Annotated in this window: 22 protein-coding genes and 3 pseudogenes; 8 read left to right on the forward strand and 17 right to left on the reverse strand. The window is 65.3% G+C overall.

Annotated elements, in window-relative coordinates; translation table 11 throughout:
- Window positions 1-17: 17 nt before the first annotated feature.
- From JOF56_RS48915 to JOF56_RS48945, 7 genes and pseudogenes are all read right to left on the reverse strand, one after another.
- A pseudogene (locus tag JOF56_RS48915) lies at window positions 18-339 on the reverse strand (transposase family protein); the annotation flags it as partial.
- Between the two features lie 32 nt (window positions 340-371).
- Window positions 372-560, reverse strand: a pseudogene (locus JOF56_RS61005) (integrase core domain-containing protein); the annotation flags it as partial.
- Window positions 561-625: 65 nt separating this feature from the next.
- Window positions 626-925 (reverse strand): DUF6262 family protein, encoded by a 300-nt coding sequence (locus JOF56_RS48925; protein WP_209646299.1) that lies wholly within the window; start codon window positions 923-925, stop codon window positions 626-628.
- Window positions 922-2,832 (reverse strand): tyrosine-type recombinase/integrase, encoded by a 1,911-nt coding sequence (locus JOF56_RS48930; protein WP_209646300.1) that lies wholly within the window; start codon window positions 2,830-2,832, stop codon window positions 922-924. The genes JOF56_RS48925 and JOF56_RS48930 overlap by 4 nt, the downstream gene beginning before the upstream one ends.
- Window positions 2,792-3,886, reverse strand: coding sequence for a tyrosine-type recombinase/integrase (locus JOF56_RS48935; RefSeq protein WP_209646301.1), 1,095 nt, complete (start codon window positions 3,884-3,886; stop codon window positions 2,792-2,794). The genes JOF56_RS48930 and JOF56_RS48935 overlap by 41 nt, the downstream gene beginning before the upstream one ends.
- Before the next feature lie 85 nt (window positions 3,887-3,971).
- The gene (locus tag JOF56_RS48940) at window positions 3,972-4,676 is read right to left on the reverse strand and encodes an IS3 family transposase (RefSeq protein ID WP_209646302.1); all 705 of its coding nucleotides are present in this window, start codon (window positions 4,674-4,676) and stop codon (window positions 3,972-3,974) included.
- Entirely contained in the window at window positions 4,673-4,963 is a 291-nt protein-coding gene (locus JOF56_RS48945; RefSeq protein WP_209646296.1) for a transposase, read from the reverse strand. Before JOF56_RS48945 ends, JOF56_RS48940 begins: the two co-directional genes overlap by 4 nt.
- Before the next feature lie 21 nt (window positions 4,964-4,984).
- On the opposite strand from JOF56_RS48945, the gene JOF56_RS59845 reads away from it, so the two are divergent.
- The 4 genes from JOF56_RS59845 to JOF56_RS48960 all read left to right on the forward strand — a co-directional run bounded on the left by JOF56_RS59845 (window position 4,985) and on the right by JOF56_RS48960 (window position 8,230).
- The gene (locus tag JOF56_RS59845; RefSeq protein WP_281065602.1) at window positions 4,985-5,107 is read left to right on the forward strand and encodes a hypothetical protein; all 123 of its coding nucleotides are present in this window, start codon (window positions 4,985-4,987) and stop codon (window positions 5,105-5,107) included.
- 253 nt (window positions 5,108-5,360) lie between these two features.
- Complete coding sequence (locus tag JOF56_RS48950) at window positions 5,361-5,861, forward strand: XF1762 family protein (RefSeq protein WP_209646303.1); 501 nt, start codon at window positions 5,361-5,363, stop codon at window positions 5,859-5,861.
- Between the two features lie 102 nt (window positions 5,862-5,963).
- Window positions 5,964-6,152: a hypothetical protein gene (locus JOF56_RS48955; RefSeq protein WP_209646304.1), complete on the forward strand. Its 189-nt coding sequence runs from the start codon at window positions 5,964-5,966 to the stop codon at window positions 6,150-6,152.
- Window positions 6,149-8,230, forward strand: coding sequence for a recombinase family protein (locus JOF56_RS48960; protein WP_209646305.1), 2,082 nt, complete (start codon window positions 6,149-6,151; stop codon window positions 8,228-8,230). Before JOF56_RS48955 ends, JOF56_RS48960 begins: the two co-directional genes overlap by 4 nt.
- A gap of 512 nt (window positions 8,231-8,742) precedes the next feature.
- Here JOF56_RS48960 and JOF56_RS48965 read toward each other — a convergent pair.
- The 3 genes and pseudogenes from JOF56_RS48965 to JOF56_RS48975 all read right to left on the reverse strand — a co-directional run bounded on the left by JOF56_RS48965 (window position 8,743) and on the right by JOF56_RS48975 (window position 10,813).
- Entirely contained in the window at window positions 8,743-9,303 is a 561-nt protein-coding gene (locus JOF56_RS48965) for a transposase (RefSeq protein ID WP_209646306.1), read from the reverse strand.
- A gap of 40 nt (window positions 9,304-9,343) precedes the next feature.
- Window positions 9,344-9,832 (reverse strand): annotated as a pseudogene (locus JOF56_RS61010) (IS110 family transposase); the annotation flags it as partial.
- 375 nt (window positions 9,833-10,207) lie between these two features.
- Entirely contained in the window at window positions 10,208-10,813 is a 606-nt protein-coding gene (locus JOF56_RS48975; protein WP_209646307.1) for an RCC1 domain-containing protein, read from the reverse strand.
- Between the two features lie 426 nt (window positions 10,814-11,239).
- On the opposite strand from JOF56_RS48975, the gene JOF56_RS48980 reads away from it, so the two are divergent.
- The 3 genes from JOF56_RS48980 (at window position 11,240) to JOF56_RS48990 (ending at window position 14,869) form a co-directional block, all read left to right on the forward strand.
- The gene (locus JOF56_RS48980) at window positions 11,240-11,896 is read left to right on the forward strand and encodes a hypothetical protein (protein ID WP_209646308.1); all 657 of its coding nucleotides are present in this window, start codon (window positions 11,240-11,242) and stop codon (window positions 11,894-11,896) included.
- Window positions 11,897-12,944: 1,048 nt separating this feature from the next.
- Complete coding sequence (locus JOF56_RS48985; RefSeq protein WP_209646309.1) at window positions 12,945-13,307, forward strand: histone-like nucleoid-structuring protein Lsr2; 363 nt, start codon at window positions 12,945-12,947, stop codon at window positions 13,305-13,307.
- A gap of 701 nt (window positions 13,308-14,008) precedes the next feature.
- The gene (locus JOF56_RS48990) at window positions 14,009-14,869 is read left to right on the forward strand and encodes an alkaline phosphatase family protein (protein ID WP_209646310.1); all 861 of its coding nucleotides are present in this window, start codon (window positions 14,009-14,011) and stop codon (window positions 14,867-14,869) included.
- A gap of 312 nt (window positions 14,870-15,181) precedes the next feature.
- Here the strand turns inward: JOF56_RS48990 and JOF56_RS59125 are convergent, their stop codons facing one another.
- The 7 genes from JOF56_RS59125 to JOF56_RS49020 all read right to left on the reverse strand — a co-directional run bounded on the left by JOF56_RS59125 (window position 15,182) and on the right by JOF56_RS49020 (window position 22,869).
- Complete coding sequence (locus JOF56_RS59125; RefSeq protein ID WP_245378733.1) at window positions 15,182-15,337, reverse strand: hypothetical protein; 156 nt, start codon at window positions 15,335-15,337, stop codon at window positions 15,182-15,184.
- Between the two features lie 124 nt (window positions 15,338-15,461).
- On the reverse strand, window positions 15,462-15,731 hold the full coding sequence (locus JOF56_RS49000; RefSeq protein ID WP_209646311.1) for a hypothetical protein: 270 nt from the start codon (window positions 15,729-15,731) through the stop codon (window positions 15,462-15,464).
- A 361-nt stretch (window positions 15,732-16,092) separates the two neighbouring features.
- Window positions 16,093-16,536: a lasso peptide biosynthesis B2 protein gene (locus JOF56_RS49005; RefSeq protein WP_209646312.1), complete on the reverse strand. Its 444-nt coding sequence runs from the start codon at window positions 16,534-16,536 to the stop codon at window positions 16,093-16,095.
- A gap of 66 nt (window positions 16,537-16,602) precedes the next feature.
- Window positions 16,603-16,866, reverse strand: a complete 264-nt coding sequence (locus JOF56_RS49010; protein WP_209646313.1) for a lasso peptide biosynthesis PqqD family chaperone — start codon at window positions 16,864-16,866, stop codon at window positions 16,603-16,605.
- A gap of 12 nt (window positions 16,867-16,878) precedes the next feature.
- A complete protein-coding gene (locus JOF56_RS49015) occupies window positions 16,879-18,546 on the reverse strand; it encodes an asparagine synthase-related protein (protein ID WP_209646314.1) in 1,668 nt (555 codons plus the stop codon).
- A gap of 269 nt (window positions 18,547-18,815) precedes the next feature.
- A complete protein-coding gene (locus JOF56_RS61015) occupies window positions 18,816-18,920 on the reverse strand; it encodes a keywimysin-related RiPP (RefSeq protein WP_372448329.1) in 105 nt (34 codons plus the stop codon).
- Between the two features lie 217 nt (window positions 18,921-19,137).
- Complete coding sequence (locus tag JOF56_RS49020) at window positions 19,138-22,869, reverse strand: nSTAND1 domain-containing NTPase (RefSeq protein WP_209646315.1); 3,732 nt, start codon at window positions 22,867-22,869, stop codon at window positions 19,138-19,140.
- Between the two features lie 716 nt (window positions 22,870-23,585).
- Here JOF56_RS49020 and JOF56_RS49025 point away from each other — a divergent pair.
- On the forward strand, window positions 23,586-23,780 hold the full coding sequence (locus JOF56_RS49025) for a hypothetical protein (protein WP_209646316.1): 195 nt from the start codon (window positions 23,586-23,588) through the stop codon (window positions 23,778-23,780).
- The last annotated feature ends 166 nt before the right edge of the window (window positions 23,781-23,946 follow it).

The raw sequence follows: 23,946 nt of genomic DNA on the forward strand, positions 1-23,946 counted from the left end.
TCAGGGGGGAAGCTCACTATCACCAAGGGCTTCAACGCGAAGGCGTCGTTGGTGTTGGCAGCGGACGCAGCCACCGACAACGGTCGGCCAGCCCTGTCGGACAACAGACGGATCTTCGAGCCGGGCTTGCCGCGATCGACCGGACTGGGACCGGTCATGGGTCTCCCTTCTTGGTCCTGCCAGACGCGCCGTCCAGGACCAGTCAATCAAACCCTGGCTCCCCAGTTCGTCCAGCACCGTCTGATGCAGCCTTCGCCACAGGCCTGCCTTGGTCCACACGGTGAACCGACGATGCGCCGTGAACACCGCACGATCCCCAATCGGCGCCGTCCCGCCACCGTGAGCTTCCCCCCTGATCGTGGAGGACTCCTCTATGCGGCCCGGTTGGCCGCAGTGGTCTCGTAGTCGATCGGGGATTGCATGCCACAAGAACTGTGGCGACGTCGTCGATTATAGAAGTCGACGGCCCATTTCACAATAGTCTGTTGCGCTTCTTTTCTGGTCTTGAAATGATGACGGGAAAGCACCTCGTGTTCCAGTGTAGAGAAGAACGATTCGGCCGCGGCGTTGTCGAAACATTATCCGGCTAATAGTGGTGGTTTCCGGTTATTGGCCGGTTAATGTTTCAGTGTTGTCGGGGTCGCAGTCGGCGGAGTTGTTCTTCGTGGTGTCGTACTCGGGTGGCCAGGGCGTCGAGTGCGGTGCGGAGTGTGGTGAGTTCGTCGGTGAGGCTGGTGAGGGTGCCGCTGGTGGTGGAGCGGTGCCGGTGTTGGTCGACGACGGCGCGGAGGCTGGGGTTGCGGTAGAGGGTGGTTCGGCTCAGGCCGGTGCTGGCGGCCACGGCGGTGAAGGTGACGGCGTGACCGGCGTGGTGCAGGTCGGTGCAGGCGCGTTCGACGCGCTGGAGGGTGCTGGCGGTGGTCATCCGGTGTGTGCCTTGGTGATCAGGGTGTCCAGGCGGGCGATGAGTCGTTGGTGTCGTTCGGCTTCGGCGATCCAGCCTCGCTGTTCGGCGTCGCGGGCGAGTGCTTCGGCGTCGATGCGTTGGGCGGCCAGGATCGGCAGCGAGCTGGGTTCGGTGTGGAAACTGGGACAGTGTTCGCAGATGTTGGCGTAGGCGCACGCGCCTTGGGCGGGGGCGCGCAGGCAGAACCCGCCGGCCAGTCGGGATTTGAGCAGTGGCGTGGATTTCCAGTCGGCTCCGCGGGTGATGTCGGTCAGCGGCAGGCTGATTCGGCCGGTGGCCGGGATGTGGGTCTGCTGTTTGGCCAACTGCAGGGCGCGTTCGTATTCCGCGCGGACGGTGCTGTCGAACAGTCGCCCGTAGCGCAGGCTCATCTCGGCCGAGGCGTGACCCAACAGCGCCATCAGCGCCTGCAGCGAGACGCCGGCATTGACCAGGGCGGTGGCGTAAGTGTGACGCAGTTGGTGCGGGGTGATATGGGCCAGCCCAGCGGTCTGGGCGGCTCGGTCGAGTTCGGCGCGCACCGCGCTCTGCGACAGTCGCCGGCCGTGGTGGGTGAACAGGAATTGGGCCGGGCGCCGGTAGCGGGGGTGCGGCATCGGCCGGCCGTGCGAGCGGATCGCGATGACGTGGTCGATCAGGTCGAGGATTTCCTCGTCGATGGGGACCATCCGTTCGGTGTCCAGTTTGCCCAGCGGGATTTTCAGCCAGCTGCCGTGGCCGGGCACTTCGTGAACACAGTCCAGTTCCAGGTCGAGCAGTTCACCGATCCGCAGTCCGCAGCAGCGTTGCAGTCGCAGCGCGGCCGCGGCCAGCGGGTTGCCCGGCCGCGTGGTGAGTGCCTCGGTGAGCCGCCGGTCGATGTCGACCGGTAGGTAGCGAGGCAGCGTCTGCGGGAGTTTGGGGATGTCGTCGCGGAATATCAGCTTGCGGTGTGGGGCTTGCGGCCAGTCCCACTCGGTGATGTCGGTCAGAAATCCCATCACCGCCAGCACTCGCCGTGCTCGGTCCGCGACCGTGATCAGCTCACCGCTGTGCGGATTGACCGCATCGACCAGTGCGGTCAGGTAGGGCTCGATGTGGGTGCGGCGCTCCAGCGCGGCGACCGAGTCCAGACCGGGATCGACCTCGGCGAGAAACATCCCGAAGTGCTTGAGCCGGGTCGCGATCGCCGACACCGTTTTCGGTTGACATGTCGCCCGTTTGCGGTCCAGGTAGGCGATCAGCGTCTCCCGGATCGGGGGCCGGACATTCGCGAGCCGTTGCGCGAACGGGACCGGGCCGCCCGCGCGAGGCAGTTCCTCGACGATGCCGAGATGGAACAGCACCCGCTGGGTGTTGCTCACCGCTGCCAGGTAATGCTTGTGGCCCTTGCCGGTGCGTTCCTGCCGGTCGCGGCAGGCGGTGCTGAACGCGGCCAGATCGGCCACGGTGACTCGATCCAGGCGCCGTCCTGTTTGGATCAGCAACCGGACCGGGACCTGCGAGCCGGTCGCGAACCGGACCCGCTCGGTGAACCCCAGCTCCGCGGCCGCGGTCATGAACCGATCGAGGTCCGGTGCCAGGGGCGAGTCGGTGATCTCCCGCCAGATGCTGGACAGCTTGCGCTCCAGCAGATAGTCATAGCCCGGTTGCAGCGCCCGGTGCAACATCAGGAACGTGATGATCGGCCGCGTCGCCGAATCAGCCGCCAACCGAGTCGGCAACGGCTCTCGCGCCCACTGTCGTGGGTCCGGCCAGCGCCGGAAAAACACTCGTGCCGCACCGGAGTAGGCGGTGTTGCCGCGCCCGGTCCGGTGCAGGTAATCCAGGTAGGCAGTGTGCGGATCAGTGCCGGGGCTGGGAACGGAGGCGATCGCGTGCGGCATCGAAGGCGTCCTTCACGTGGGCCGGGGCCAGATGGATATAGCGAGCGCTGGTATCGACATGAGCGTGACCGAGCAGGGCCTGGATGACCGCGAGATCGACTCCCGCCTCGGCCAGCGCGGTCCCGAAGGTGTGGCGCAGCGCGTGCGGATGACCGCCGAGGACGCCGGACAGGCCGCGGTGGTAGCGGAAGATCGTGCGCAGCCCCGCGGCGGTCAACGGCTGACCCCGATGCGGCCCCTTGCCCACCAGCAACAGGCGGCTGCTGTCGGATTCGGGCCGCTCGGCCAGCAGATAGACCTGGATCACCGAGGCGACGTCGGTGTCCAGCGGAACCCGGCGTTCCCGCTGGCCTTTACCGATCACCCGCAGCCATCGGCCACCGATATCGACATCCGTGACGTCCAGGCCCAGCGCTTCGGCCGAGCGCAGTCCGCAATACAGCATCAGCCCGGCGATCGCCCGGTCCCGCCACGACCGGAAGCTTGCCAGCAGTTCCGCGGCGTCCGATTGCGACAGTGCCGCCGGCAGCCGGCGGGCTTCGCGCAGCCGCAACGACGAGCGGTTTTTCGGCCGGCGCACGGTATGCGCCAGCATTCCGCTGCGCTCGCCCTGGGCTCGCCAGCGCGCTTCCCGCCCCTTCGGCACCGGATTCGTGACGTCCGGGTCGCGCATCGCGGCGAACGCGAACAACCCCGAGATCGCCGCCAGCCGACGGTTGATCGTGGTGGCCGCGTACCGATCCATCCGGCGGCCGGACAACCGGACCACGTTCGGTCCCGGCCGTCCCGGGACCGTGGCTTCCCGACAGGCGCGCAGGAACCGCAGCAGCACCTGCGTTGTCACCTCCAGCAGTGGCGGCTGTCCATCGGTAACCAGCCACCGGCAGAACGCCAGCAGGTCATACCCGTAGGCGCGCACCGTCTTCGGGGAATAATTCCGGTCGACCAGATGCGCCAGGTACTCATCCACCAGCTCGAACCGTGACGCGGCAGGCCCAGCCAACACCCACCCACCGTCGCGTTCTTCCAGCCGCAGATCGGCCTCGCTGTCCATAGGGAACAGACGTACCAGCGGTGACCCCAATCGATAGGCAAGTCACCCTACTGCGGCGTGTCGCTGACCAGCCCAAACGCGACTATTAGCCGGTTAAGAGGGAGGACCCGGTCCGACCCATCGATTGCTGAATGCCGAGCTTGCGGCAGAGTGCGGTGAAATCGTGCGCGGTATAGGTCGAACCGCGGTCGGAGTGGAAGACCACGCCGGCGATCCGGTCCTTCCCGCCACGGGCGGCGACGGCCATCTTGATGGTCTCACCTGCGAGTTCGGCGTCGGGGTGACAACTGGTGGCGTAGCCGAGCAGCCGGCGGGAGAACAGGTCGATCGCGGTCGAGAGGTAGAATTTACCCTCGCCGGTCGGGATTTCGGTCATGTCGCCGACCCACTTCATGTTCGGCGCCGACGCGGTGAAGTCCCGCTTCACCAGATCCGGGAACGGCACTGCTCGTTTATCCGGCCGGGTCAGGTTCTTCCGCCGCTTCTTCGCCCTGGCGACCAATCCCTGGCGGGCCATCGACTTCGCCACCGTTTTCTCACTCACCGTCCACCCGGCAGCGCGTACATCGACGAGAACACGCGGAGAACCATGCAAGCCATGCGCGGCCTCGAACGCCTCGGCCACCGCCGCGTCCAACTCGACGCGCCGCTGCTCGCTCGGTGTGGGCCGGTGTTGGCGGTGATGCCACTTGTAAAACCAGGACTCCGACACGGTCAAAGCCCGGCAAGCGACCGCGTGCGGCACGTCATGGCTGGTCCTCTGGTCGGCGATGAACACGGCCAGGCTCACCGCGTCGCCTCCTTCACCCACAGGACCACGGATCGCTTGAGGACATCGCGCTCCATCCGCAACTCGGCGTTCTCCGCCCGAAGACGAGCCAACTCGGCCCGCTCGTCACCGCTCAGGCCCTCGCTCTCGCCGCGGTTGATCTTGTCCTGCTTCACCCAGTTAGCAAGGGTTCCCGGGTTAATCCCCAGATCAGCCGCCACCTGAGCGATCGGCTTGTTCGTCTCCCGCACGATCCGGACCGCTCCCTCACGGAACTCCCGGTCGAACTGTCGCCTCTTTTCCGGCATGACACATGATCCTCATAGTCCATGCCTCCACGATCTTGGGGGAACCTCAGCCTGACTCGTTTGTTGGACATCTCGGGCGTCGTGAACCTGCCCTTCGACCTGCTCCACCACGAGATGCTCATGATGATGCGCTCGGCCTTCTGACGTGACCGCCTGATCGCTCACATGGGTGCGCGTGATGGGCGGGACACCCTCCAGCCCGACGGCTCCAACAAGTCGTGTCAATGTCCAATGTCCAATTTCGGGTCAAATTTCGGTCTTTAGGAGTGTCAGGCAAACCCAAGCCGTGGAGGTAACCGGTGCGGACACCGCAGAGATTCCAGAGGCCAGACTCAGACTCCAGTCAGGACAGTGAGTCCGGGACCGGACTACGACCGCACGATACGACCCTACCGGCATGAGCCGGCTCGTGATCGTGCCGGTGACGTTTCGGCAGGCGTGTGCGTTCATCCAGGCGCATCACCGGCATCATCGTCCGCCACGAGGCATGAAGTTCGCCGTCGGTGTCGCCGACGACGGCGGATTGGTGGGCGTGGCCACCGTGGGGCGTCCTGTGGCGCGGCATCTGGATGACGGACACACCGTTGAGGTCACCCGAACGTGTACCACTGGCGTGTCCAACGCGAACTCGATGCTGTACGGCGCCGCATGGCGCGCGGCTCGGGCGATGGGCTACCAGCGAATGATCACTTACTCCCAGGAAGGTGAATCCGGCGCCAGCCTGCGCGCCGCGGGACTGCAGCCGGTCGCCTGCCTCCGCGCGAGGCCGGGATGGCACTCGCCGGGCCGGACCCGCCAGTCCCACGGCGTCGACCAGGTCGAGCGGACCCGGTGGGAGATCCGGACCAGTCGGTGCGATCTGCCGACGATGGAGTCCATCGTGGCCAGTGCGGCCTAGGAACATGTTGTGGTGCAGCTGGTTTCGGTGGTACAGCTGGGCTGGACCGGGGGCTGGACCGGGGGCTGACCAGCTGAAAGACCGAGAAACAGGGGGCCAGTCGTGACTCAGGCCAACGACGGACCTGCAGAGCAGTCCGCGCCGGACGGTGTTGTGGTTCCGTTTCGGCGGCGCGAGGTCGAGGTTCAGCTACCAGACGTCCCGCCAGTGATCACTCCGAGCGTGGCGACGGCGTTGCTGCGGCTGCTGCTCAACGCTCACCAAGCAACCGAAGGGAAACGGGCGGCATGACCATACGGTTCGCGTTCAAAGGCCGGGTCTCCACCGAGGATCAGCAAGACCCGGAGGCCTCACGGATCTGGCAACGAGGGCGTGCCCAGGCGTTGGTGGAACGCCACGGCGAGATCGTCGCGGAGTTCTTCGACATCGGCGAGTCCCGCTCACTTCCCTGGAAACGCCGACCACAAGCCGCCGCGCTGCTGGCCGCGTTGAAAGACCCCGACCGGGGTTTCGACGCCGTGGTCATCGGCGAACCACAACGCGCCTTCTACGGCAACCAATACGGACTCACGTTCCCCATATTCGTCCACTATGGAGTACAACTGTGGGTGCCCGAGGTCGGCGGCCCCATCGACCCGGAATCCGAAGCACACGACCTGGTCATGTCAGTCTTCGGCGGCATGTCCAAAGGAGAACGCAACCGGCTCAAAATCCGGGTCCGCGCCGCCATGAAAGCCCAGACCGAAGTCGAAGGCCGATTCCTTGGCGGGCGCCCACCCTACGGATACCTGATCGCCGATGCCGGCCCGCATCCCAACCCTGCCAAAGCCGCCGACGGCAAACGACTGCACCGACTGGAAGCAGACCCGGTCACCGCACCGATCGTGCGGCGGATCTTCATCGAATACGCCAACGGCCGCGGCCGCTACGCCATCGCCGAAGGCCTCAACAGGGACGGCATCCCCTGCCCCTCGGCACACGACCGGGCCCGCAACCCCCACCGCAGCGGAGTCGGCTGGTCAAAGAGCGCGATCCGAGCCATCCTCGGCAACCCCCGCTACACCGGCCGACAAGTCTGGAACAAACAACGCACAGACGAAGTCCTCCTCGACGTCGACGACGTCGGCCTCGGCCACATCACCAAACAGCGCTGGAACGCCCCAGAAGCCTGGGTCTGGTCAGACAAAGTCGTACACGAACTACTCATCGAGGTCGCCCTGTTCGATCGCGTACAAGAAATCATGGCCGCCCGAGGAGCCGACCGCAAAACCCGCGAACGCACCAAAACCCACCACCGGTACGTCCTGCGCGGACTGGTCTACTGCGAGCTGTGTGGCCGGCGGATGCAGGGCCAGCAAACCCGCGGCGAGCTCTACTACCGTTGTCGCTACGCCAACGAGTACGCCCTGGTCAACCACGTCCAACACCCCCGCAACGTCTACCTGGCCGAACGAGAACTACTCGGCCCCCTCGACCACTGGCTCGCGGCCTCCTTCGCGCCCCACCGGCTCGAGGACACCATCAACAGCCTGTTCGAGGCCCAAGCACCAACAGCGATCGACCCGGGACTACACGCAGCGGAACGAACCGTCGCAGACTGTGACGAGAAACTGCGACGCTACCGCGCCGCACTCGACGCCGGAGCAGACCCAGCCCTGGTCACCCAATGGATCGCCGAAGTCCAAGCCCAGAAAGCTGTAGCACACACCACCATCCGCACCAGCAAAGAACAAGCCGCCATCATGACCAGAGAGGAGATCAGCATGGTCATCAACCAGCTCGGCGACATCCGAAGCGTGCTCACCGACGCCGACCCGGACGACAAGGCCGAGGTCTACCAACGACTTGGCCTGAAGCTGACATATCAGCCTGGAAAACGAACAACACGGGCCGAGGTAGTCCTCGACCCGTGGGGGTATGGGTTGTGTCCGAGGGGGGATTCGGACACGTGGCACGGTGAGATTTCCCCGGATTGGGGAAGTCATACCGGTTACGCTACTACACGTACCCGTGTGGTTCCACCTTGGTACGGCGTGGAATCCCGTGGTCTGGCTGCGTGTCTCCACTGTGGAGTTGAGACGAGCACGGCGCTCGTCGGTGTGGCGGGCGTGCTCTTTCGTTTCAGGGTACGCGTGTTGGCGAGGTGTTGCAGGTGGAACGCTGTACCGCTCGGAAAGTCATCGCTGCACGTCAAACCACAAACCACATGCCGGTCTTCATTCACGATGTTACCGACGACCGGGTACGCGGCGGCGCAATGCCAACAAGACCGCGCGGGTGCGGATCCGCCGGTGATCGGTCAGGGCTGGCAGACTGCTCCGCACCAAGGTCCTCAGGGCCTGATCAAGAAGCACAGTTGCGTCGCTTGACGTGCAGCGATGACTTTTCGAGCGGTACAGGGCCTATGCCGTGTACTTGCCCAAGTCGATGCCATGAACCTGTACCGCTCGAAAAGTCATCGCTGCAGGTCATCCCTGAAGGAGTGGGGCCGGTCAAGGGGTGCTGCTGACTTTGTTGTGGTCTTCTCCGCTGGGTTGTGGGCGCGCCGGGGTGAGGCGTCGGGGGTCAAGGCTCGGGCGGAGCTCGACCGCGTTAGCGGCCGGAGGGCCTTGATGCCGGTGCCGGGCGGCGCATGCTGTGTGAGGCGGGAAGAAGGGGGTGGGGGTGCTCCTGGTTGTCTGGTGGTGTGGGCGTTGCGCTCATCAGGGCCGGTGCTCCGGCCCGGGTAGGCGGTAGCGGCTGCCGGTCATCCCTTCGCCGCCGGCAGGGGTGGCATGATGGGGTGCGCTGTGCTGGTCGGTGGGGTCGATCAGAGCGGCGACCGCGCCGGGTGGGGGTCATGACCTGCACGACCCGCGCCGACCTGCTACCCGTGTGTGGCTCATGCCGCACACGTCTTCGGAGGGGGCTGTGTGCGGTGCAGGGCCCGTACGTGGTGGTCGCGCAGCGCGTAGTAGACGTGGCCGATCTGCTTGCGGGCGGCGGCCACGACGCCGATGTTGCGGCCTCGTTTCGCGCCGATGCGGGCCCGGAACGCGCCGATCGTGCTGGTTGTGGGCAGCACCTGCACCGATTCCACCGCCGCCCAGCGCACCAATCGTGAGCCTTGTTTGGTGATCCGGCCGCGGTGTACGTGGGTGTCGGACTCGTGGTGTTTCGGGGTCAGCCCGGCCCAGCTGGCCAACTGCTCGGGGCCGGTGAAGCGGTGGACATCCCCGATCTCGGCGACGAACACCGCGGCCAGTGTCGGGCCGATCCCGGGAATGCTCTGCACTGCCACATAACCAGGATGAGATGACAACCGCGCCCGGGTGAGCCCGGCGAAGACCTCGATCTGGAAGTCCAGTGTGTCCATGACCCGTCGCAGCGAGTCGATCCGGCCCCGGTAGACCCCGGGCAGCGTGACCCGCGTGAGCAGTTCGAGTCCTGCGCCGCCGAACAAGGTCGGTCATGGACACTTGGATACCGCATTTGGCCAGCACGGCGTGGATCTCGGCCTTGCAGTGCGACCGCAGCGCAACCAGTTTCGCGCGGTGACGCACCAGCTCCCGCAACTCCCGGGTGACGGGCGGGGCGATCCACGCCTCGGGCAGGCGGCCCATCCTTAGCAGGTCAGCCAAGTCCGTCGCGTCGCGTTCGTCGTTCTTGACCCGCCGGTACTCGAATGCCTTGACCCCCAACGGATGCGCCAGATGCAGCCGCGCACCCGTTCCGGCGATCACGTCCGCGGCCCAGTACCAGCCATAGGTTGCCTCCATCACCACCTCCGGTGCTTCCCCGCACCGGCCCAATACCGACGTCAGCCGTTCGGCGTCGTTGACGATCCGGGTCGACTCCAGTACCTCGCTGGCAGCGTTCATCCGCACGATCACGCTCCGGCGACGATGCAGATCGATACCCACGAACTGCTTATCCTCGTAGGCTTCCACCAGGGGCCTCCTTCGTCGTTGAGACTTCAGCAACCCCAGCATCCGCTGGGACTCACCGGGGAGCGGAGGCCCCGCTCCTTCATCGCATCAAGCGGCATAGTGATGTTCCCTGATAAGGCCTTCGAGCATGCGGGGCGTGGATGCGTAGCGACACAACGCTGGCCGACCTCGTCGGGCAGCTCATGCCTTGTTCGCGAGGCAAGACGTTCCGTCTGCTCTCGCGGTGGGCGACCACAGCACGATGAACTGGCTATGCCATGACTGGCCCGGCTTGGCCCAACTCGGAGGCCGCCATCGACGATGGCCGATGTGTGGCCTGACGTGCAGCGATGACTTTTCGAGCGGTACAGGGTGAACACCATGAGCCGACTTCTGGGACCGCGCAGGTTGGCGGCAGCTGGCCAGGCTGTCGGCGTCCTATCCGACGATGGCGAGGCTATGGCGAAGAGCTGCGGCGATTTTGGTGACTCCGGTGAGGAAGCGGTGGCACGGGGCGGTTTCTCCGACCGCACACACCGGAACCGGGACGCTGCGGTTGGTGTTGGTGCCGTCCCCCAGCTGCCCGTGTTGGTTGTCGCCCCAGGCCAGGGCACGCCCGCCGGACACGGTGGCCACGCTATGGAGATAACCGCCATCGATCCCAGTGACCCCGGTGAGGAAACGGTGGCACGGCGCGGTTTCTCCGACCGCACACACCGGAACCGGGACGCTGCGGTCGATAAGGGTGCCATCCCCCAACTGCCCCTCTTGGTTGGCACCCCAGGCCAGCACCCGCCCGCCGGAGGTCAGCGCCAAACTGTGGCCGCCCGCGGCGGCGATTTTGGTGACCCCGGAGAGGAAGCGGTGGCACGGGGCGGTTTCTCCGACCGCACACACCGGAACCGGGACGCTGCGGTTGGTGTCGGTGCCGTCCCCCAGCTGCCCCCAGTTCTCGCCCCAGGCCAGGACAGTTCTCGATGTGGCAGGATCCGCCGCCGCCGGGGCGATCGCCAGCAGCACAGCCACCGACGCGAACGCCACCACACGACTCAGACCACGACCGAATGCCGTCGACCCCCACCACGCACTGCGACCGTGCACACATGTCCGAACCACGATCACACTTCCTTCCACCCCATGTTTCCGCCCCGCCAGGGCTCATCGTCGGCTAAAGGCGTTGTGAATCCCGTGCCTGGTGAAGCGCACACCACCTGTGAGGACAAGCAGGTCCGTTGTAAGACCTCCATGGCGTCACTTAGCCCGTCAACAGCCCGCTCTGCTCGCGACCTGAGCCGGCACGTGCGCTGTGCGCTAATGCCAGCGTGCCCCAGAGCTTGGTACAGAGTTCAGCCTGCGCCCACAACTCCAATGAGTACAGTTGGCCACTTGTTTGGCTCCTGGGACACTCCCGCGTCTGGGTCCAGCGAACCTGCGCTTGTCGAAAATCTCCTCCGTGCAGCATCATGCGGCGTGGTGGTATTCGTTGAGGATGCCGCCGCCCAGCCGTTGGTGTCGGCGGATGTCGAGACGGGTGATCTGGGTTTGATCGCTGATTTATCGTCTGCCACGATCATGATCGTGGCAGACGACACCCCGCTCCAACTGGTCCTTGCCCAACTCATCGGCCGGGCACTGCGGAAGATATACCTCAACCCGCAGGTAACTGGTCCCACGCACGCCGGCAGGCTGGTAGCCGAGGGACTGAGCCGACTGGGTATCAACCGCGCGTACGACGCGGTGGTCGCGAGCGCGTTGACGCGGGGCGAGCTGGATCGGCTGTCGTTTTTCGCGCTCGATCTCGACGACCGCCCGCAGTCGCGAGTGAAACTCTACATCTCGCACGAGGCCTGTACCGCCCGAAAAGTCATCGCTGCACGTCAAACCACATGTCGGTCGTCATTGACGACGCTACCGACGACCAGGTACGCGGCGGCGCAATGCCAACGAGACCGTGCGGGTGCGGATCCGCCGGTGATCGGTCAGGGTTCGCAGCCTGCTCCGCACCCGGCCCTCAGGGGCCTGATCAAGGAAACACAGCAGTTACTCCGCTTGACGTGCAGCGATAACCTTTCGAGCGGTACAGGTTCTGGCGAAGGTGCGAATCGAACCGGGAACATTACGTGTTGAACCGCGTAGGACGGGGTAAGAATGATCAACAGCGGTACCGCTGCCGCCCCATCGACCCCTTCTTGCCTGGAGTTGACCTTATGCGTGACCACTCGACCACGATCGAACACTGGCTCGGGCTGGCTCACCCGGATCTGACCGAGCACGTCCGAAGAGCCGTCCGCGGCGGATCCACAGCGACAGCACCGTGGTCCGAGGTAGCAGCTCATCCCGTACTGGCAGCCCGGGCCCGTGGCATCCTCTCCGCCCTACAGTCCCAGATGGCCGATCACCGCGACCACGCCATGTGGACACTGTGGATCAACACCGCACGCCGCGCCCTGAACACCATCCCGACACCAACACCCATCAACACTCAACCCACGAGCGCCACCGCTCCCTCTCCAGCCGAACAACTCCCCGCAATCACAATCGCCACCACTCCCCCACCCCGTAGCCAACGCCATACAGTCCCGCCCGTCACATTCCTGACCGCCGGCCAGATGCCGACCAACTCCACAGAGCAATAACCTCCTCCCACTCAGTCCGAAGACGAGCCCGTGATCCAGCACGACGAGCACCACAAAGTCGGCGCCGGTGTTGAGCGCCCGTGCGCAGTTTCCGCAACCTTGACCTTGCGCCTACCGAAACGTCATCCGTGCAGGGGCAAGCGGCATAGTGGAATTCGTTGAGAATGCCGCCCAAACGCAGGCGTCGGTGGACCTCGAGACGGGGCGTCGGGGCGGCTTTCTCGTCATCGCCGACGACGTTGCCCGTGAGGCAGTCCGGTCGATCTTCAGGGCTCTGCCCGGTTGTCACGACCAGAGACGATAATTCCTCGCGTTCGTCTACGGCATCGCCGCGCACAAGGTGGCCGACGCGCCACGCACGCAACTCGTGCTGTGTGCGGTAACTCGTCGCGCTGGGATGCACTCGCTAAGCCTTTCACGCCACGCCGAGGCCATGCAGGTGTTGATCTACGAGCACTACACGAACCTATGCTCTCTTGAGCTATCCCCGTTCAATGTCGGGCGTTACCGCCCGTCCTGAAGAGAAAGCAGGCAACGCAGTGGCTCAGAAAGTTCTCGTCCAACTCGTCGACGACCTGGACGGCACCGCGTCTGACGACATCACCACCGTCACCTTCGGACTCGACGGCGCCGCCTACGAGATCGACCTGACCGCCACCAACGCCGCCAAACTCCGCAACCAACTCGGCGACTTCGTCGACCACGCTCGCCGGACCGGCGGCCGAGTCAAGCGCGGTACCTCGCCCAAAGCCACAACACCGGCAGCCAACCGCGAGCAAACCAAGGCCATCCGAGACTGGGCCCGACAGAACGGCTACGAGCTCTCCGACCGCGGCCGCATCCCCAGCAACGTCATCGAAGCGTTCGAAACCGCGCACGCCAGCACAGGCAAGAAGAAATAGCTTCGATCCTCGACCAGCCCAAATCCGAACCGCCAGACAAGTGGATCTATTCGCCGCTGACAGTCCGGGAACCTCGAGGCCGTCAAGTGCCTGCCCGCGCCGTCATTGCGGAGCCCAGGTGCGCGTCCCCGGGGTACTCCGCATCGCTAGATGCATCTGCTCGTGTGGGACGGAACCGGGCCAAGCCCTCTGGGTGTCGAACACGTTGCCGTTCCCGATCACCAGTCGCCCGAACACACGCTGACCGTCCCATGCTCGCATCCCTCGCCCAGATCACGTAGACCACCGACAAGTTCCGTTCGGTGAGGATGCGCTGCCTGGCCACGGTGCCTCGACCGGCGCGTTCGTCAACGAGCGATCGGTGGAATATGGGCATCAGCGACCGCCACGTGTGATCGCGTCCACCGAACCCTGTAGGTGCCGGAAACTCCATCCGTTCTGGTCAGACCCATCCTGGTGCCATCACGATTGCACTACGACTAGGCGCGATGGCGATGTATCGCACTTGGCGCAAGTACGTCAAACCAGTCCAGTTCGGACTGGACAATTGGGCGCACGGGACGGTGATTGTCCGGTGCCGGTTGCTCCTGCCGAGGGATGCCAGGAATCCGCCCTGAACACATACTTCTGTCTCTTGGCGTGTACCGACTGTCGGCGTGACCATGGAACCATGGGAGATTCCCTGATTCCAAGGAGGGTTCATGTTCCGCACGCGCATAGTGGTCGCCATCGCGGCCGCGACCCTGACGGCGGTGACCGCCTCGCATGACGCCACAGCAGGACCGGGCATCCAACCGGTTGCCGCGGCTGTGCCCCGCTTCGACCACATCGTGATGGTGATGTTCGAGAACAAGAACTATTCGTCGATCAACGGCAGCTCCAGCGCGCCGTACTTCAACTCGCTTGCCACACAGGGCGCGAAGTTCAGCCAGTCGTTCGCGATCACCCATCCCAGCCAGCCCAACTACATCGCGATATTCTCCGGCTCGACACAGGGCGTCACCGACGACCGCTGCCCGATCAACCTCGGCAGCAAGACCAACCTTGCCTCGCAACTGACCGGCGCGGGCAAGACCTTCAAAGGGTACTCCGAGGCGATGCCGTCGGACGGCTACACCGGTTGCTCAAGCGGCACCTACCGGCGCAAACACAACAGCTGGGTGGACTTCAGCAATGTCCCGGCCTCCAGCAACCTCCGGTACTCGAGGTTCCCGAGCGACTACACACAACTGCCGACCGTTTCATTCGTCACGCCCGACATGTGCCACGACATGCACGACTGTCCGATCGGGACGGGTGACACCTGGCTCAAGAATCACCTCGATGGCTACGTGCAGTGGGCCAAAACGCACAACAGCCTGCTGATCGTCACCTTCGACGAGGACTGCGGCACTCCGGTGAACCAGATCTTCACCGTGTTCGTCGGCGCACACGTCAAGCCCGGCACCTACAGTAAGCGGATCGACCACTACACCGTCCTGCGCACCATCGAGGCCTCCTACGACCTGCCCGGCATCAACAACGCGGCAAACAGGTCGCCGATTGTCGATGGCTGGCAGTAGATCCGTGCGCCACCTCATCTCTATCCACATCAGACCCATCTGACCGCGTGCCGTGTCGACTGTCTCGTATGCACGGATCTGGGATCCTCCTATGCCCCCAACGTGGGTTCTCGTTGGCTAGGCGAAGGACGAGCTTCTTGATCCTCGAATGGGTGGGTGGCCGTCCGGTGAGGCGTCGGCGTGCGCTGTAGTCCCACTTCTTAGCGATGAATCTGCGATGCCAGGCCAGGATCGTGGCGGGTCGGACAGGGACGATGTCGTGCCAGCAGCGTCGGGGCAACAGCGAGGACAGCGCGGCGAACCAGAAACGATCTACTGGCTCGTACCGGACCTGGCCGGTGATCTGGCGACGGAGTTCTCGTGCCGAAGCACGAGCAGTTCGGCGTCTTTGGCGGTGTCGCGGCGCAGCAACACCACGGGGACGGACAGCAGTCGCCGGGTCAATTGGTACTCCAGTGACACGATCACTGGACCATGATCCCAACGGCCTACTTGGTGTTCTGACCAGACGCTACGGCCTTTTCGAGCGGTACAATGGCGTCATCGAGACGGCCGGTGGTCTGCTCGTGCAGTGAGACAAACGTTTCCACGGCTACCGCCGTGGGCGTGCAGCCAATGCCGAGGCGGCGGGCGGCCAACGCCGGAAGCGCGAGACACGGCTGTACCGCACGAACAGCACCGGCTTCGACGGCGGAATCATCACCAGCCCTTCGGCACACAACTCCGCCAGCACCGCGGTGACCCGCTCCAACGGCCACCCCAGCGCTCGCGCGAGGTCTTCCGGCTGCCACCGCGACCGGGTCAGCATCGCCCGGTACCCGATCTCAGCCTGGCCGCCCACCCCCAGCCTGCGGCTTCTCACGCCCGTCTCCCCTCATTCGACCCCGACGAACACGCGGATTGGACGGCGTGCCCGGAACGTTAGGCAGCGGTGTGGAGCCGAAACATCGGCAGAACCACCTACAAGAGCGCGGAGTCGCTGGCTGGGATCAGTGCCAAGCATCGCTGGTCAGCCGCTGTTGAATGGTGGTCACCGCGTCCACCACGGCGCTCAACGGCATCGCGAGATAGGTCATGTACAGCAGGAAGGCGACAAGTTCGGCCACCGAGCTTGTCCCACTCGCCACCCGAGTGCGATCCAGCCGTGGTGACCGGTCAGCAGGTGCAGCACGTCGCGCAGCCGGGCCCGATTTTGTGCCGGTTTGCAGAGGTCTCGGACGCGGTCATCGCGTCGGCCCTTCAGGCTCGAGGGGCGGCACGGAGAACAGCACGACGTGGTAGCCGGCTGGATACGGTTCCTCGACGAGCCTGTCTTCGGCCTCGACCCAGGCGTGCGCGCCGAACGGCGGTATCTTCCGCGCTCCGACGCACCACGTCGGCCAAAAACCTCGTAGCCGGCACAGTAGCGCGGTGGCGATCGAACGGGGCAGGCATGACTTCGGGCCGGTGCAAGCCAGGCTGACCGCGACAACGAGATCCCTCGCCGCCTTGGCCTCGGAGTAGGTTGCCGGGCTCGCGCCGCGGCGGATCGCACCCAGCAGGTGCCGGATGCGCCGGGGTGACAGGGAGGAGAGCAGCAGGGCCACCCCGGCCACCAGGCGCACGAGGAGGCGCCGGTTCCATGGCACCGACCGCGGATCGTGGGAAATGGTTTCCGGCGTAGTCATCGGCTGCGCCCTACTCTTCCTGGTTCTGTATTCCCACAGTGGACTGGCGAAGACCGTCTTGGTCCCTCAGTCGTGTTCGGTCACCAGCCGGGCGGAACGCAAAGCCGTCAGCAGGGCTCGTGCGTCCTCAAGGGCGGTCGCGTGATCGACGGCGAACTGCTGGGCCAGCTCGATGGTGGCCGCATCCAGGTTTCCCGAATCCAGTAGCGCTTGCAGAACAACCGCGCCCGAAGGATTGAGGTTCCAGTAGTCGCCGCTGTCCTCGTCCAGCAACACCATTCCGTAGTCGGTTTCCACGGCCGACACGTTGTCTCGGAGAGTGAACGCCATAGGTACCTCCCGTCAGGTTGGTGCTGTCCTGGATGTGACCGTGCGAAGCCACATTTCGCACGCGATGGTCGACTCGAGCGTTGTGTGCGACATATCCGAGCGTGGCGGCCGCAGGCACATCTGGCGCATCCTGTCGGCGTCGACCAGCCCTCGCTCGGCGAGCAGGGAACCCTCGGCGATATCGAGGATCTGGTCGCGGTGTTCCCGCAAGCCCTGTTCGACGATGGCTCCGGTTTCGGACTTCGTGGTCCTGGCAAGGGTTTCGGCGGGAACAATGCCGCGCATCGCCTCCACGATGAGCGGCTTGTAACGCCGAGGGGTCAGCCGTTGTTCGGGGCGCACCGCCAGGGACGCGTTCACGACCGCGTCATCGAGGTATGGCAGTGCGAGTGTGACCTGATGTCGCGCCGCCATCTGCTGGAACTGCCGGGCGACAAGCGAGCCGACGTGGATGGTGTCCAGGGTGCTGTGCATTCCGCGGCTGTTCGCCAACGGGTCAGCGGTGCGTGCCGCATCGAACAGCGCATCCCTGACGACGCGTGCTGCCTCTCGTGTTGCCCACGGAGGTAGCGACGGCACCGTGCCCCAGTCCAGCGGCGGATCGTCCAGGTCGACAGGGGCGGCGATGTCCCGCGGCAGTCCGGCCAGCCACCGCCGGTATGAGCGGTTGTCGAGCAACTTGGTCACCAGCCGGCGTCGCGGCCAGCGGTACTTCGCGGCGAATCCCCGCACGAGGCCGATCGCGGCTGTGGGGTTCGTCCGCGACACCGAATGCAACCAGGCCATCCCAGTATCCAGCACCTCGTCTCCACCTACGCCGGCAAGGCGGACCCGGGCACCGTGTGCGGCACCGTGTTCGACGAGCCTGAGAAAACACGACCGGTCCGTGATTATGTGGCAGGGCTCGTCGAGATGGTCGTCGGCATCGAGAATCCCGTGATAGGTCAACGGAATGTCGTTGGCGGAGATGACGTCGTGGACGACATCGTGTTTGGCAGTGTCCAGCATTGTGCGTAGCGCCGCAGCCGTCAGCCGCGCCCATCGCACATCGTCGTCCATGACGTCCGGGCTGGCCGCAGTGACCGCAACGAGTCGAACCACGGTCCGTGCGGCCAGACAGCACAGCGACGTGGAGTCGAGACCGCTCAGATCGGACGCCACCACTGGGTCGTCACGGACACGGACGTCAACCGCCTCGGTCAGCGCCGAACGTAGCGCCCGCGCACCCTCCTGCAGCGACAGCGTGGGGAGTGGAGGCGTCCAGTAGCGAACCTGCCAGCAGTCCCCATAACCATCCAACTCCAGGTCGTGGCCGGGAAGCACAGCCTCGACGCCGCGCCATAATGGCCGCCATACCAGCGGCCACGGCGCGATAGGAGACAACAGGCGAACCGCGAGCCGTTCCTCGTCGATCCCGCCACCGGCGAGGGCGGCCAGCACATCTGCACGATCACTGGCGATGGTCAGCCCGCCGACTCGAGCGTGGAACACTCGTCGCACTCCCGAGATGGTGCCCCGTACCCGGACCGTTCCGTCCAACGACATGAGCAGGTGAAAGCTTCCGGCGGGCATCCAGGACGATGAACTCGTCGTGCGGATGCTCGTGTCCCTGAACATCCAAGCGAGCCGGTCCGAGGAAACCCGATGCTCGCCGATCACGGTGATCTTTCCGGCGCTCACCTCGGCCGAGGTTGCCTCGCGAGTCGTCCAGCTCCCCAGGAGCCACGGTCGGCCGGACGAATGACGAATCTCCCGTAGGTCATCGACCTGTTCCCGCAACTTCCTGGCGATGAGACGAGCGGGCTCGCAATCGGGTAAGGCAACAAACCACGACACGCCGGGGTCCGGCACTGTAAAAGCCTCCACATTTGGCTGAAGACATTTGCTACGGTTGGCGATCTAGACGGTACCCATCCTTAACCAGCTACGCCCAATAAGGAATTTGGCGTCTATAGACGGTTCCCGATGAGCTCCTTCCTGATGCCGGAACTTCCTGCGGTCTTCTGGGTGAATTTGCCAACGCGAGATAGAGTTGGGCGTTCATAGATGCGCATGAGCCTTTACCTCCTTTGATCGGTGGAGCTAAATATTGAGACTGGCGATCTATTGAACGAAATTCACATCTACCCTCGTCGCATCGTTGCGAACGCGCAATGCTGCAAAGCGGCTAAAGTACGTCAATGACAACCATGTGCCAAAGCTTGCCCGTGGTTACCGGATCTTGAATGGCCAGGGTTGGCCTGCCTGTCTGCTCACGGCGCGTTGGAGGACTCAGGAGCAGGTGGGATCGTACGGCACCTCGGGTATGAGCTGTTCCCATCGGGTTCGGGTGACGGTGCCGATCAACTGGCAGTTATGGGCGATGACCCGAACCGGATCAGGATCCCAAAGCCGTATTGTGCTGTCACTGCCAGTAGTGGCCAGGGTCCGGCCGTCCGGACTGAACGCCACCCCAAAGACATGATCGGTGTGGCCGGTCAGGGTGGCAAGTTCCTTGTGGCTGGCCACGTCCCACAACCGCACCGTCTTGTCGCCACCGGCGGTGGCCAGAGTCCGGCCATCCGGACTGAACGCCACCCTGGAGACTTCACCGGTGTGGCCGGTCAGGGTGGTGATCACGGTGCGGCTGGCCACGTCCCACAGCCGCACCGTCTTGTCCCTGGTGGCGGTGGCCAGGGTCCGGCCGTCCGGGCTGAATGCCACCCCCACGACTTCACCGGTGTGGCCGGTCAGCCTAGTGATCACGGTGTGACTGGCCACGTCCCACAGCCGCACCGTCTTGTCGTAGCTGGCTGTGGCCAGGATCCGGCCGTCGGGACTGAACGCCAACCGGCTGACCAAGTCGGCGTGGCCGGGCAGGGCGGTGATTTCCTTGCGGCCAGTCACGTCCCACAGCCGCACCGTCTTGTCGCCACTGGCGGTGGCCAAGGTCCGGCCGTCGGGGCTGAACGCCACGCCGCGGACTTCACCGGTGTGGCCGGCCAGGATGGTGATCATGTTGTGGCTGGCCACGTCCCACAGCCGCACCGTCTTGTCCAAGCTGGCAGTCGCCAGGGTCCGGCCATCCGGACTGAACGCCACCCCCACGACTTCACCGGTGTGGCCGGTCAGCCTAGTGATCACGGTGTGACTGGCCACGTCCCACAGCCGCACCGTCTTGTCGTAGCTGGCTGTGGCCAGGATCCGGCCATCTGGGCTGAACACTACGTCCGATACGAGCGCGGCTGGGTAAGGGGTAAGTATCGGGCCGTTCATGCCCCATAGCACTGCGTTGTTGTCCCCTCCGGCGGTGGCCAGGGTCCGGCCGTCCGGGCTGAACGCCACCCCAAGGACGGCGCTGGTGTGGCCGGTCAGGGCGGCAAGTTCCTTGCGGCTGGCCACGTCCCACAACCGCACCGTCGCGTCCCCACTGGCAGTGGCCAGAGTCCGGCCATCCGGACTGAACGCCACCCAGCTGACCAAGTCGGTGTGGCCGGTCAGGGTAGCAAGTTCCTTGCGGCTGGCCACGTCCCACAACCGCACCGTCATGTCCCCACTGGCAGTGGCCAGAGTCCGGCCATCCGGACTGAACGCCACCCCAAAGACGGCGCTGGTGTGGCCGGTCAGGGTAGCAAGTTCCTTGCGGCTGGCCACGTCCCACAACCGCACCGTCATGTCCCCACTGGCAGTGGCCAGAGTCCGGCCATCCGGACTGAACGCCACCGCAAAGACATAGTCGGTATGGCCGGTCAGAGTGGCAAGTTCCTTGCGGCTGGCCACGTCCCACAACCGCACCGTCGCGTCCCCACTGGCAGTGGCCAGAGTCCGGCCATCCGGACTGAACGCCACCGCAAAGACATAGTCGGTATGGCCGGTCAGAGTGGCAAGTTCCTTGCGGCTGGCCACGTCCCACAACCGCACCGTCGCGTCCCTGGTGGCGGTGGCCAGAGTCCGGCCGTCCGGGCTGAACGCCACCCCAAAGACGGCGCTGGTGTGGCCGGTCAGGGTGGCGGTCACGGTGTGGCTGGCCACGTCCCACAACCGCACCGTCATATCCACGCTGGCAGTCGCCAGGGTCCGGCCATCGGGGCTGAACGCCACTCCTTGGACTTCACCGGTGTGGCCGGTGAGCCGGGCGGTGAAGTGCTGGCTTTGGCTGCTGAGCAGCGCGCTACGGGCTCCGACCAGGGTGGGGTCCTGGTGGAAGGCTTCGACGGCCAGCAGCATCGACACATCCGGTTGCCCCGCGGCGACCGCGGTGGCGGATTGGACTGTCAGCTTGCCGGCCAGGGCGGTCCGGCGTTGGTCCAGGGCGGTCTGGCGTTGGTAGATTGCCACCACGGTTGCGGCCAGTGCCAGCACCAGCAGGATGGTGAGTGCGGCGATCAACTGGCGCTGGTGCTGGGTGCGACGGCGGGCAGCATGGTCGCTGGCGTCGAGGAATTCCTGTTCGAGGGCGTTGATCTGGGCGCGGTGATGGGGAGTGTTGGCCCAGTCGCGAGTCAGGGCCAGGCGGGTGCCGCGATAGAGGGCTCCGGGGTCGCGGTCCAGGGCTTCCCATGCAGTGGCGGCGTCGGTGAGCTGGCGGTGGATGCGTAGGCCGTCGCGGTCTTCAGCCACCCAGGTTCGCAACCGGGGCCAGGAGCGGATCAGGGCTTCGTGGGTGATCTCGATGGTGTTCTCGTCGAGGGTGAGCAGTCGTTCGCGGGCGAGGGTGTCCAGGACCACCGCTGTGCTGGGGTTGCTGTGGTCGAGTTCGTCGCGGCCGATGCGTCGCTTGGTGTCCTCGGTGCCCTCGCCCGGCGCGGTGAGCCGGAGGAAGATCGCCTTGGCCAGGTACCGCTGGTGTGCGTCGAGCGCGTGATGCGCCGACTCGGCGGTTTGGGCGAGCGCGCCGTCGATGCCGCCGGCCGCCTGGTATCCCTCCAGGGTGAGGGTGTTGCCGCGGCGCCGTCGCCAGGTTTCCAGCATGGCGTGCGAGACCAGAGGCAGCACGCCGGGGCGGCTGGCGGCCTCCGCCATCACCGTGGCCAGCAGCGCGCTGTCCACCGCACACCGCGCGTCCACCGCTGGCTGCGTGATCGCCCGCCGCAGCTCGTCGGGCGTCATCTGGCCGACGAGTACCTGGCCCTCGCGCAACGCCTCGACCAGGTCGGAGTGGTCGGCGCAGTGGGCGTAGAAGTCGGCTCGCACCGCCACGACCACACGCATCCGGTTGTCGGCCGCTTCGGCCGAGGTCACCAGCATCGAAATGAACCGGGTTCGCTCCTGCCGGTCGGGGCAGAGCGTGAAGAGCTCCTCGAACTGGTCGATCACCACCAGCAGTTCGGAACCTTCCGGCCGACTGGCCAGGACCTGACGCGCGGCCATGCCCAGATTGCCCGGATCAGCAGCCAAGTCGGTCAGCAGCGCCCCCGGGGACACTCCCAGCAGGCCGGCGAGATGGATCGCGCACTCGCGCAATGGCCGGGCGCCTGGGGTGAACAACACCGTGGGCCACCCCACCGTGCCCATCAACCCGCCGGCCCGCGCGGTGGTCACCAGGCCCGCACGTAGCAGCGAGGACTTACCCGATCCGGAGGAGCCGACCAGCACCACCACCCGCCGGCGCGACAGTGTCCCGGTCAGCTCGTCGAGCAGGCGTTCGCGGCCGAAAAACCGCTGCGCATCCTCGGACTGGAACGCCGCCAGACCCACATAGGGCGTATCCTCCCCGGCGGCCGTGGTGTCGCTTTCGGCGTCGTGCCGCTGTGCCGCGGCCAGCTCTGCCGCCACGGCATGCCACCGCTCTTCCCATTCGGCGACGTCCCCGTCGCAGGCCCTAACATAGGCGAGCGTCACCGCGAGAGTCGGCAGCCTGCGACCACTCGCCGCCTCGGACAACGTCGCCGGTGAATAGTGCGCGCGCCGCGCCAGCTCGCGATATCCCGGACTTCCCGCCTTGTCCCGCAGGCGACGCAAGTCGGCCGCGAACCGCACCACCGGATCATCGCGCGAGTCGAGCGCACGCTCCGGGCGGGGCACCTGATCCACCCCCTCAAGACCCCAGCAGGTTGTCCTGAGTTGATTGTCCAGCGTCCAGCAACCGACCCTGAACAACTCCACCGGACTGTACTACCCACATGCACCACGACAACCATGCAAGGACGGCGCATGAGTGCCAATGGCCAATCTGGTACCCCACCAGCCACCGGACGGACACACCACACATCGCGTCATGCGCCCTGACGGGACGCAGCCCTCCCGAGCGAGCTTGATCAACAGATGGTCGATCAACTACTCCTCCACCACGTCCCGGCTCGCCGGTCTGCCCGGCTCAACGGTCATCGTCTGGTCACAAGGTGAGTAGTCAGGTGCGTTTCCGTGATCGGGAGTGACGTCACTCGTTCGACGCGCGACAAGTGGTGCGGTGTGGTCACACGGCAATCGGTGACGGTGAAATGAGAAGAGAGCGGCCGTCGGGTTCCTAGGGATTGGGTAAAGGCAGGCAATTCGACGGATGTTTCTCACGGTCAGTCGACGCATGCCGGGGCACAGGCCGCAAGAGGGTACGGCCACCCGAAAACGGGGCGTCGAGTGCGCGAAACTGGGGGTACGCACTCGACGCCCGCCCCACCCTCGAATAGTGCGAGAGTTCACCAGCACTGATCGAAACGATTGTCAGGATATCGCCACGGGAATACACCGCCCGTCTCAGCAGCACCACCAGCTGTTGATTCAGACGGGAAAGGAGTATCGAGATGCTGCCCTACGAAGACCTGGTCAGGACGCGGATGTACGAGGCGGAGCAACTGGCCAGTCGGCAGCGCCTAGCCCGCCTGCTGCGGTCCCACCGGCGATGGCAGCGTGCCGCCAAGCGAGCGACCAGAAGGCTGGAGCGGACAGAGCGCTCCCTCACTGCGACAGAAAACTGGATCGCGCAGTCCGCCGGCTAGCCACGAACGGACACACCCGCTCGCCGCCGGAAACACCGACACTCGACCTCTTGCCACTTCCCCATCCAGGCCTGCAGGACCTGTTCCTTGTCGTCCGCAGTCCGGCACCAGCCAGGTGTCGCAAAGGTGTGTTCCGACTGCAGCGACACCTCACCCGAAACCTCGT

The organism is Kibdelosporangium banguiense, assembly GCF_017876405.1.
GTDB lineage: Bacteria > Actinomycetota > Actinomycetes > Mycobacteriales > Pseudonocardiaceae > Kibdelosporangium > Kibdelosporangium banguiense.

Coding starts and splice junctions, on each gene's coding strand:
- JOF56_RS48925 (WP_209646299.1), bottom strand. CDS start 925: ATGACCACCGCCAGCACCCTCCAGCGCGTCGAACGCGCCTGCACCGAC.
- JOF56_RS48930 (WP_209646300.1), bottom strand. CDS start 2,832: ATGCCGCACGCGATCGCCTCCGTTCCCAGCCCCGGCACTGATCCGCAC.
- JOF56_RS48935 (WP_209646301.1), bottom strand. CDS start 3,886: ATGGACAGCGAGGCCGATCTGCGGCTGGAAGAACGCGACGGTGGGTGG.
- JOF56_RS48945 (WP_209646296.1), bottom strand. CDS start 4,963: ATGCCGGAAAAGAGGCGACAGTTCGACCGGGAGTTCCGTGAGGGAGCG.
- JOF56_RS59845 (WP_281065602.1), top strand. CDS start 4,985: ATGCCTCCACGATCTTGGGGGAACCTCAGCCTGACTCGTTTGTTGGAC.
- JOF56_RS48950 (WP_209646303.1), top strand. CDS start 5,361: ATGAGCCGGCTCGTGATCGTGCCGGTGACGTTTCGGCAGGCGTGTGCG.
- JOF56_RS48960 (WP_209646305.1), top strand. CDS start 6,149: ATGACCATACGGTTCGCGTTCAAAGGCCGGGTCTCCACCGAGGATCAG.
- JOF56_RS48990 (WP_209646310.1), top strand. CDS start 14,009: ATGTTCCGCACGCGCATAGTGGTCGCCATCGCGGCCGCGACCCTGACG.
- JOF56_RS49005 (WP_209646312.1), bottom strand. CDS start 16,536: ATGACTACGCCGGAAACCATTTCCCACGATCCGCGGTCGGTGCCATGG.
- JOF56_RS49010 (WP_209646313.1), bottom strand. CDS start 16,866: ATGGCGTTCACTCTCCGAGACAACGTGTCGGCCGTGGAAACCGACTAC.
- JOF56_RS61015 (WP_372448329.1), bottom strand. CDS start 18,920: ATGCGCATCTATGAACGCCCAACTCTATCTCGCGTTGGCAAATTCACC.
- JOF56_RS49025 (WP_209646316.1), top strand. CDS start 23,586: ATGCTGCCCTACGAAGACCTGGTCAGGACGCGGATGTACGAGGCGGAG.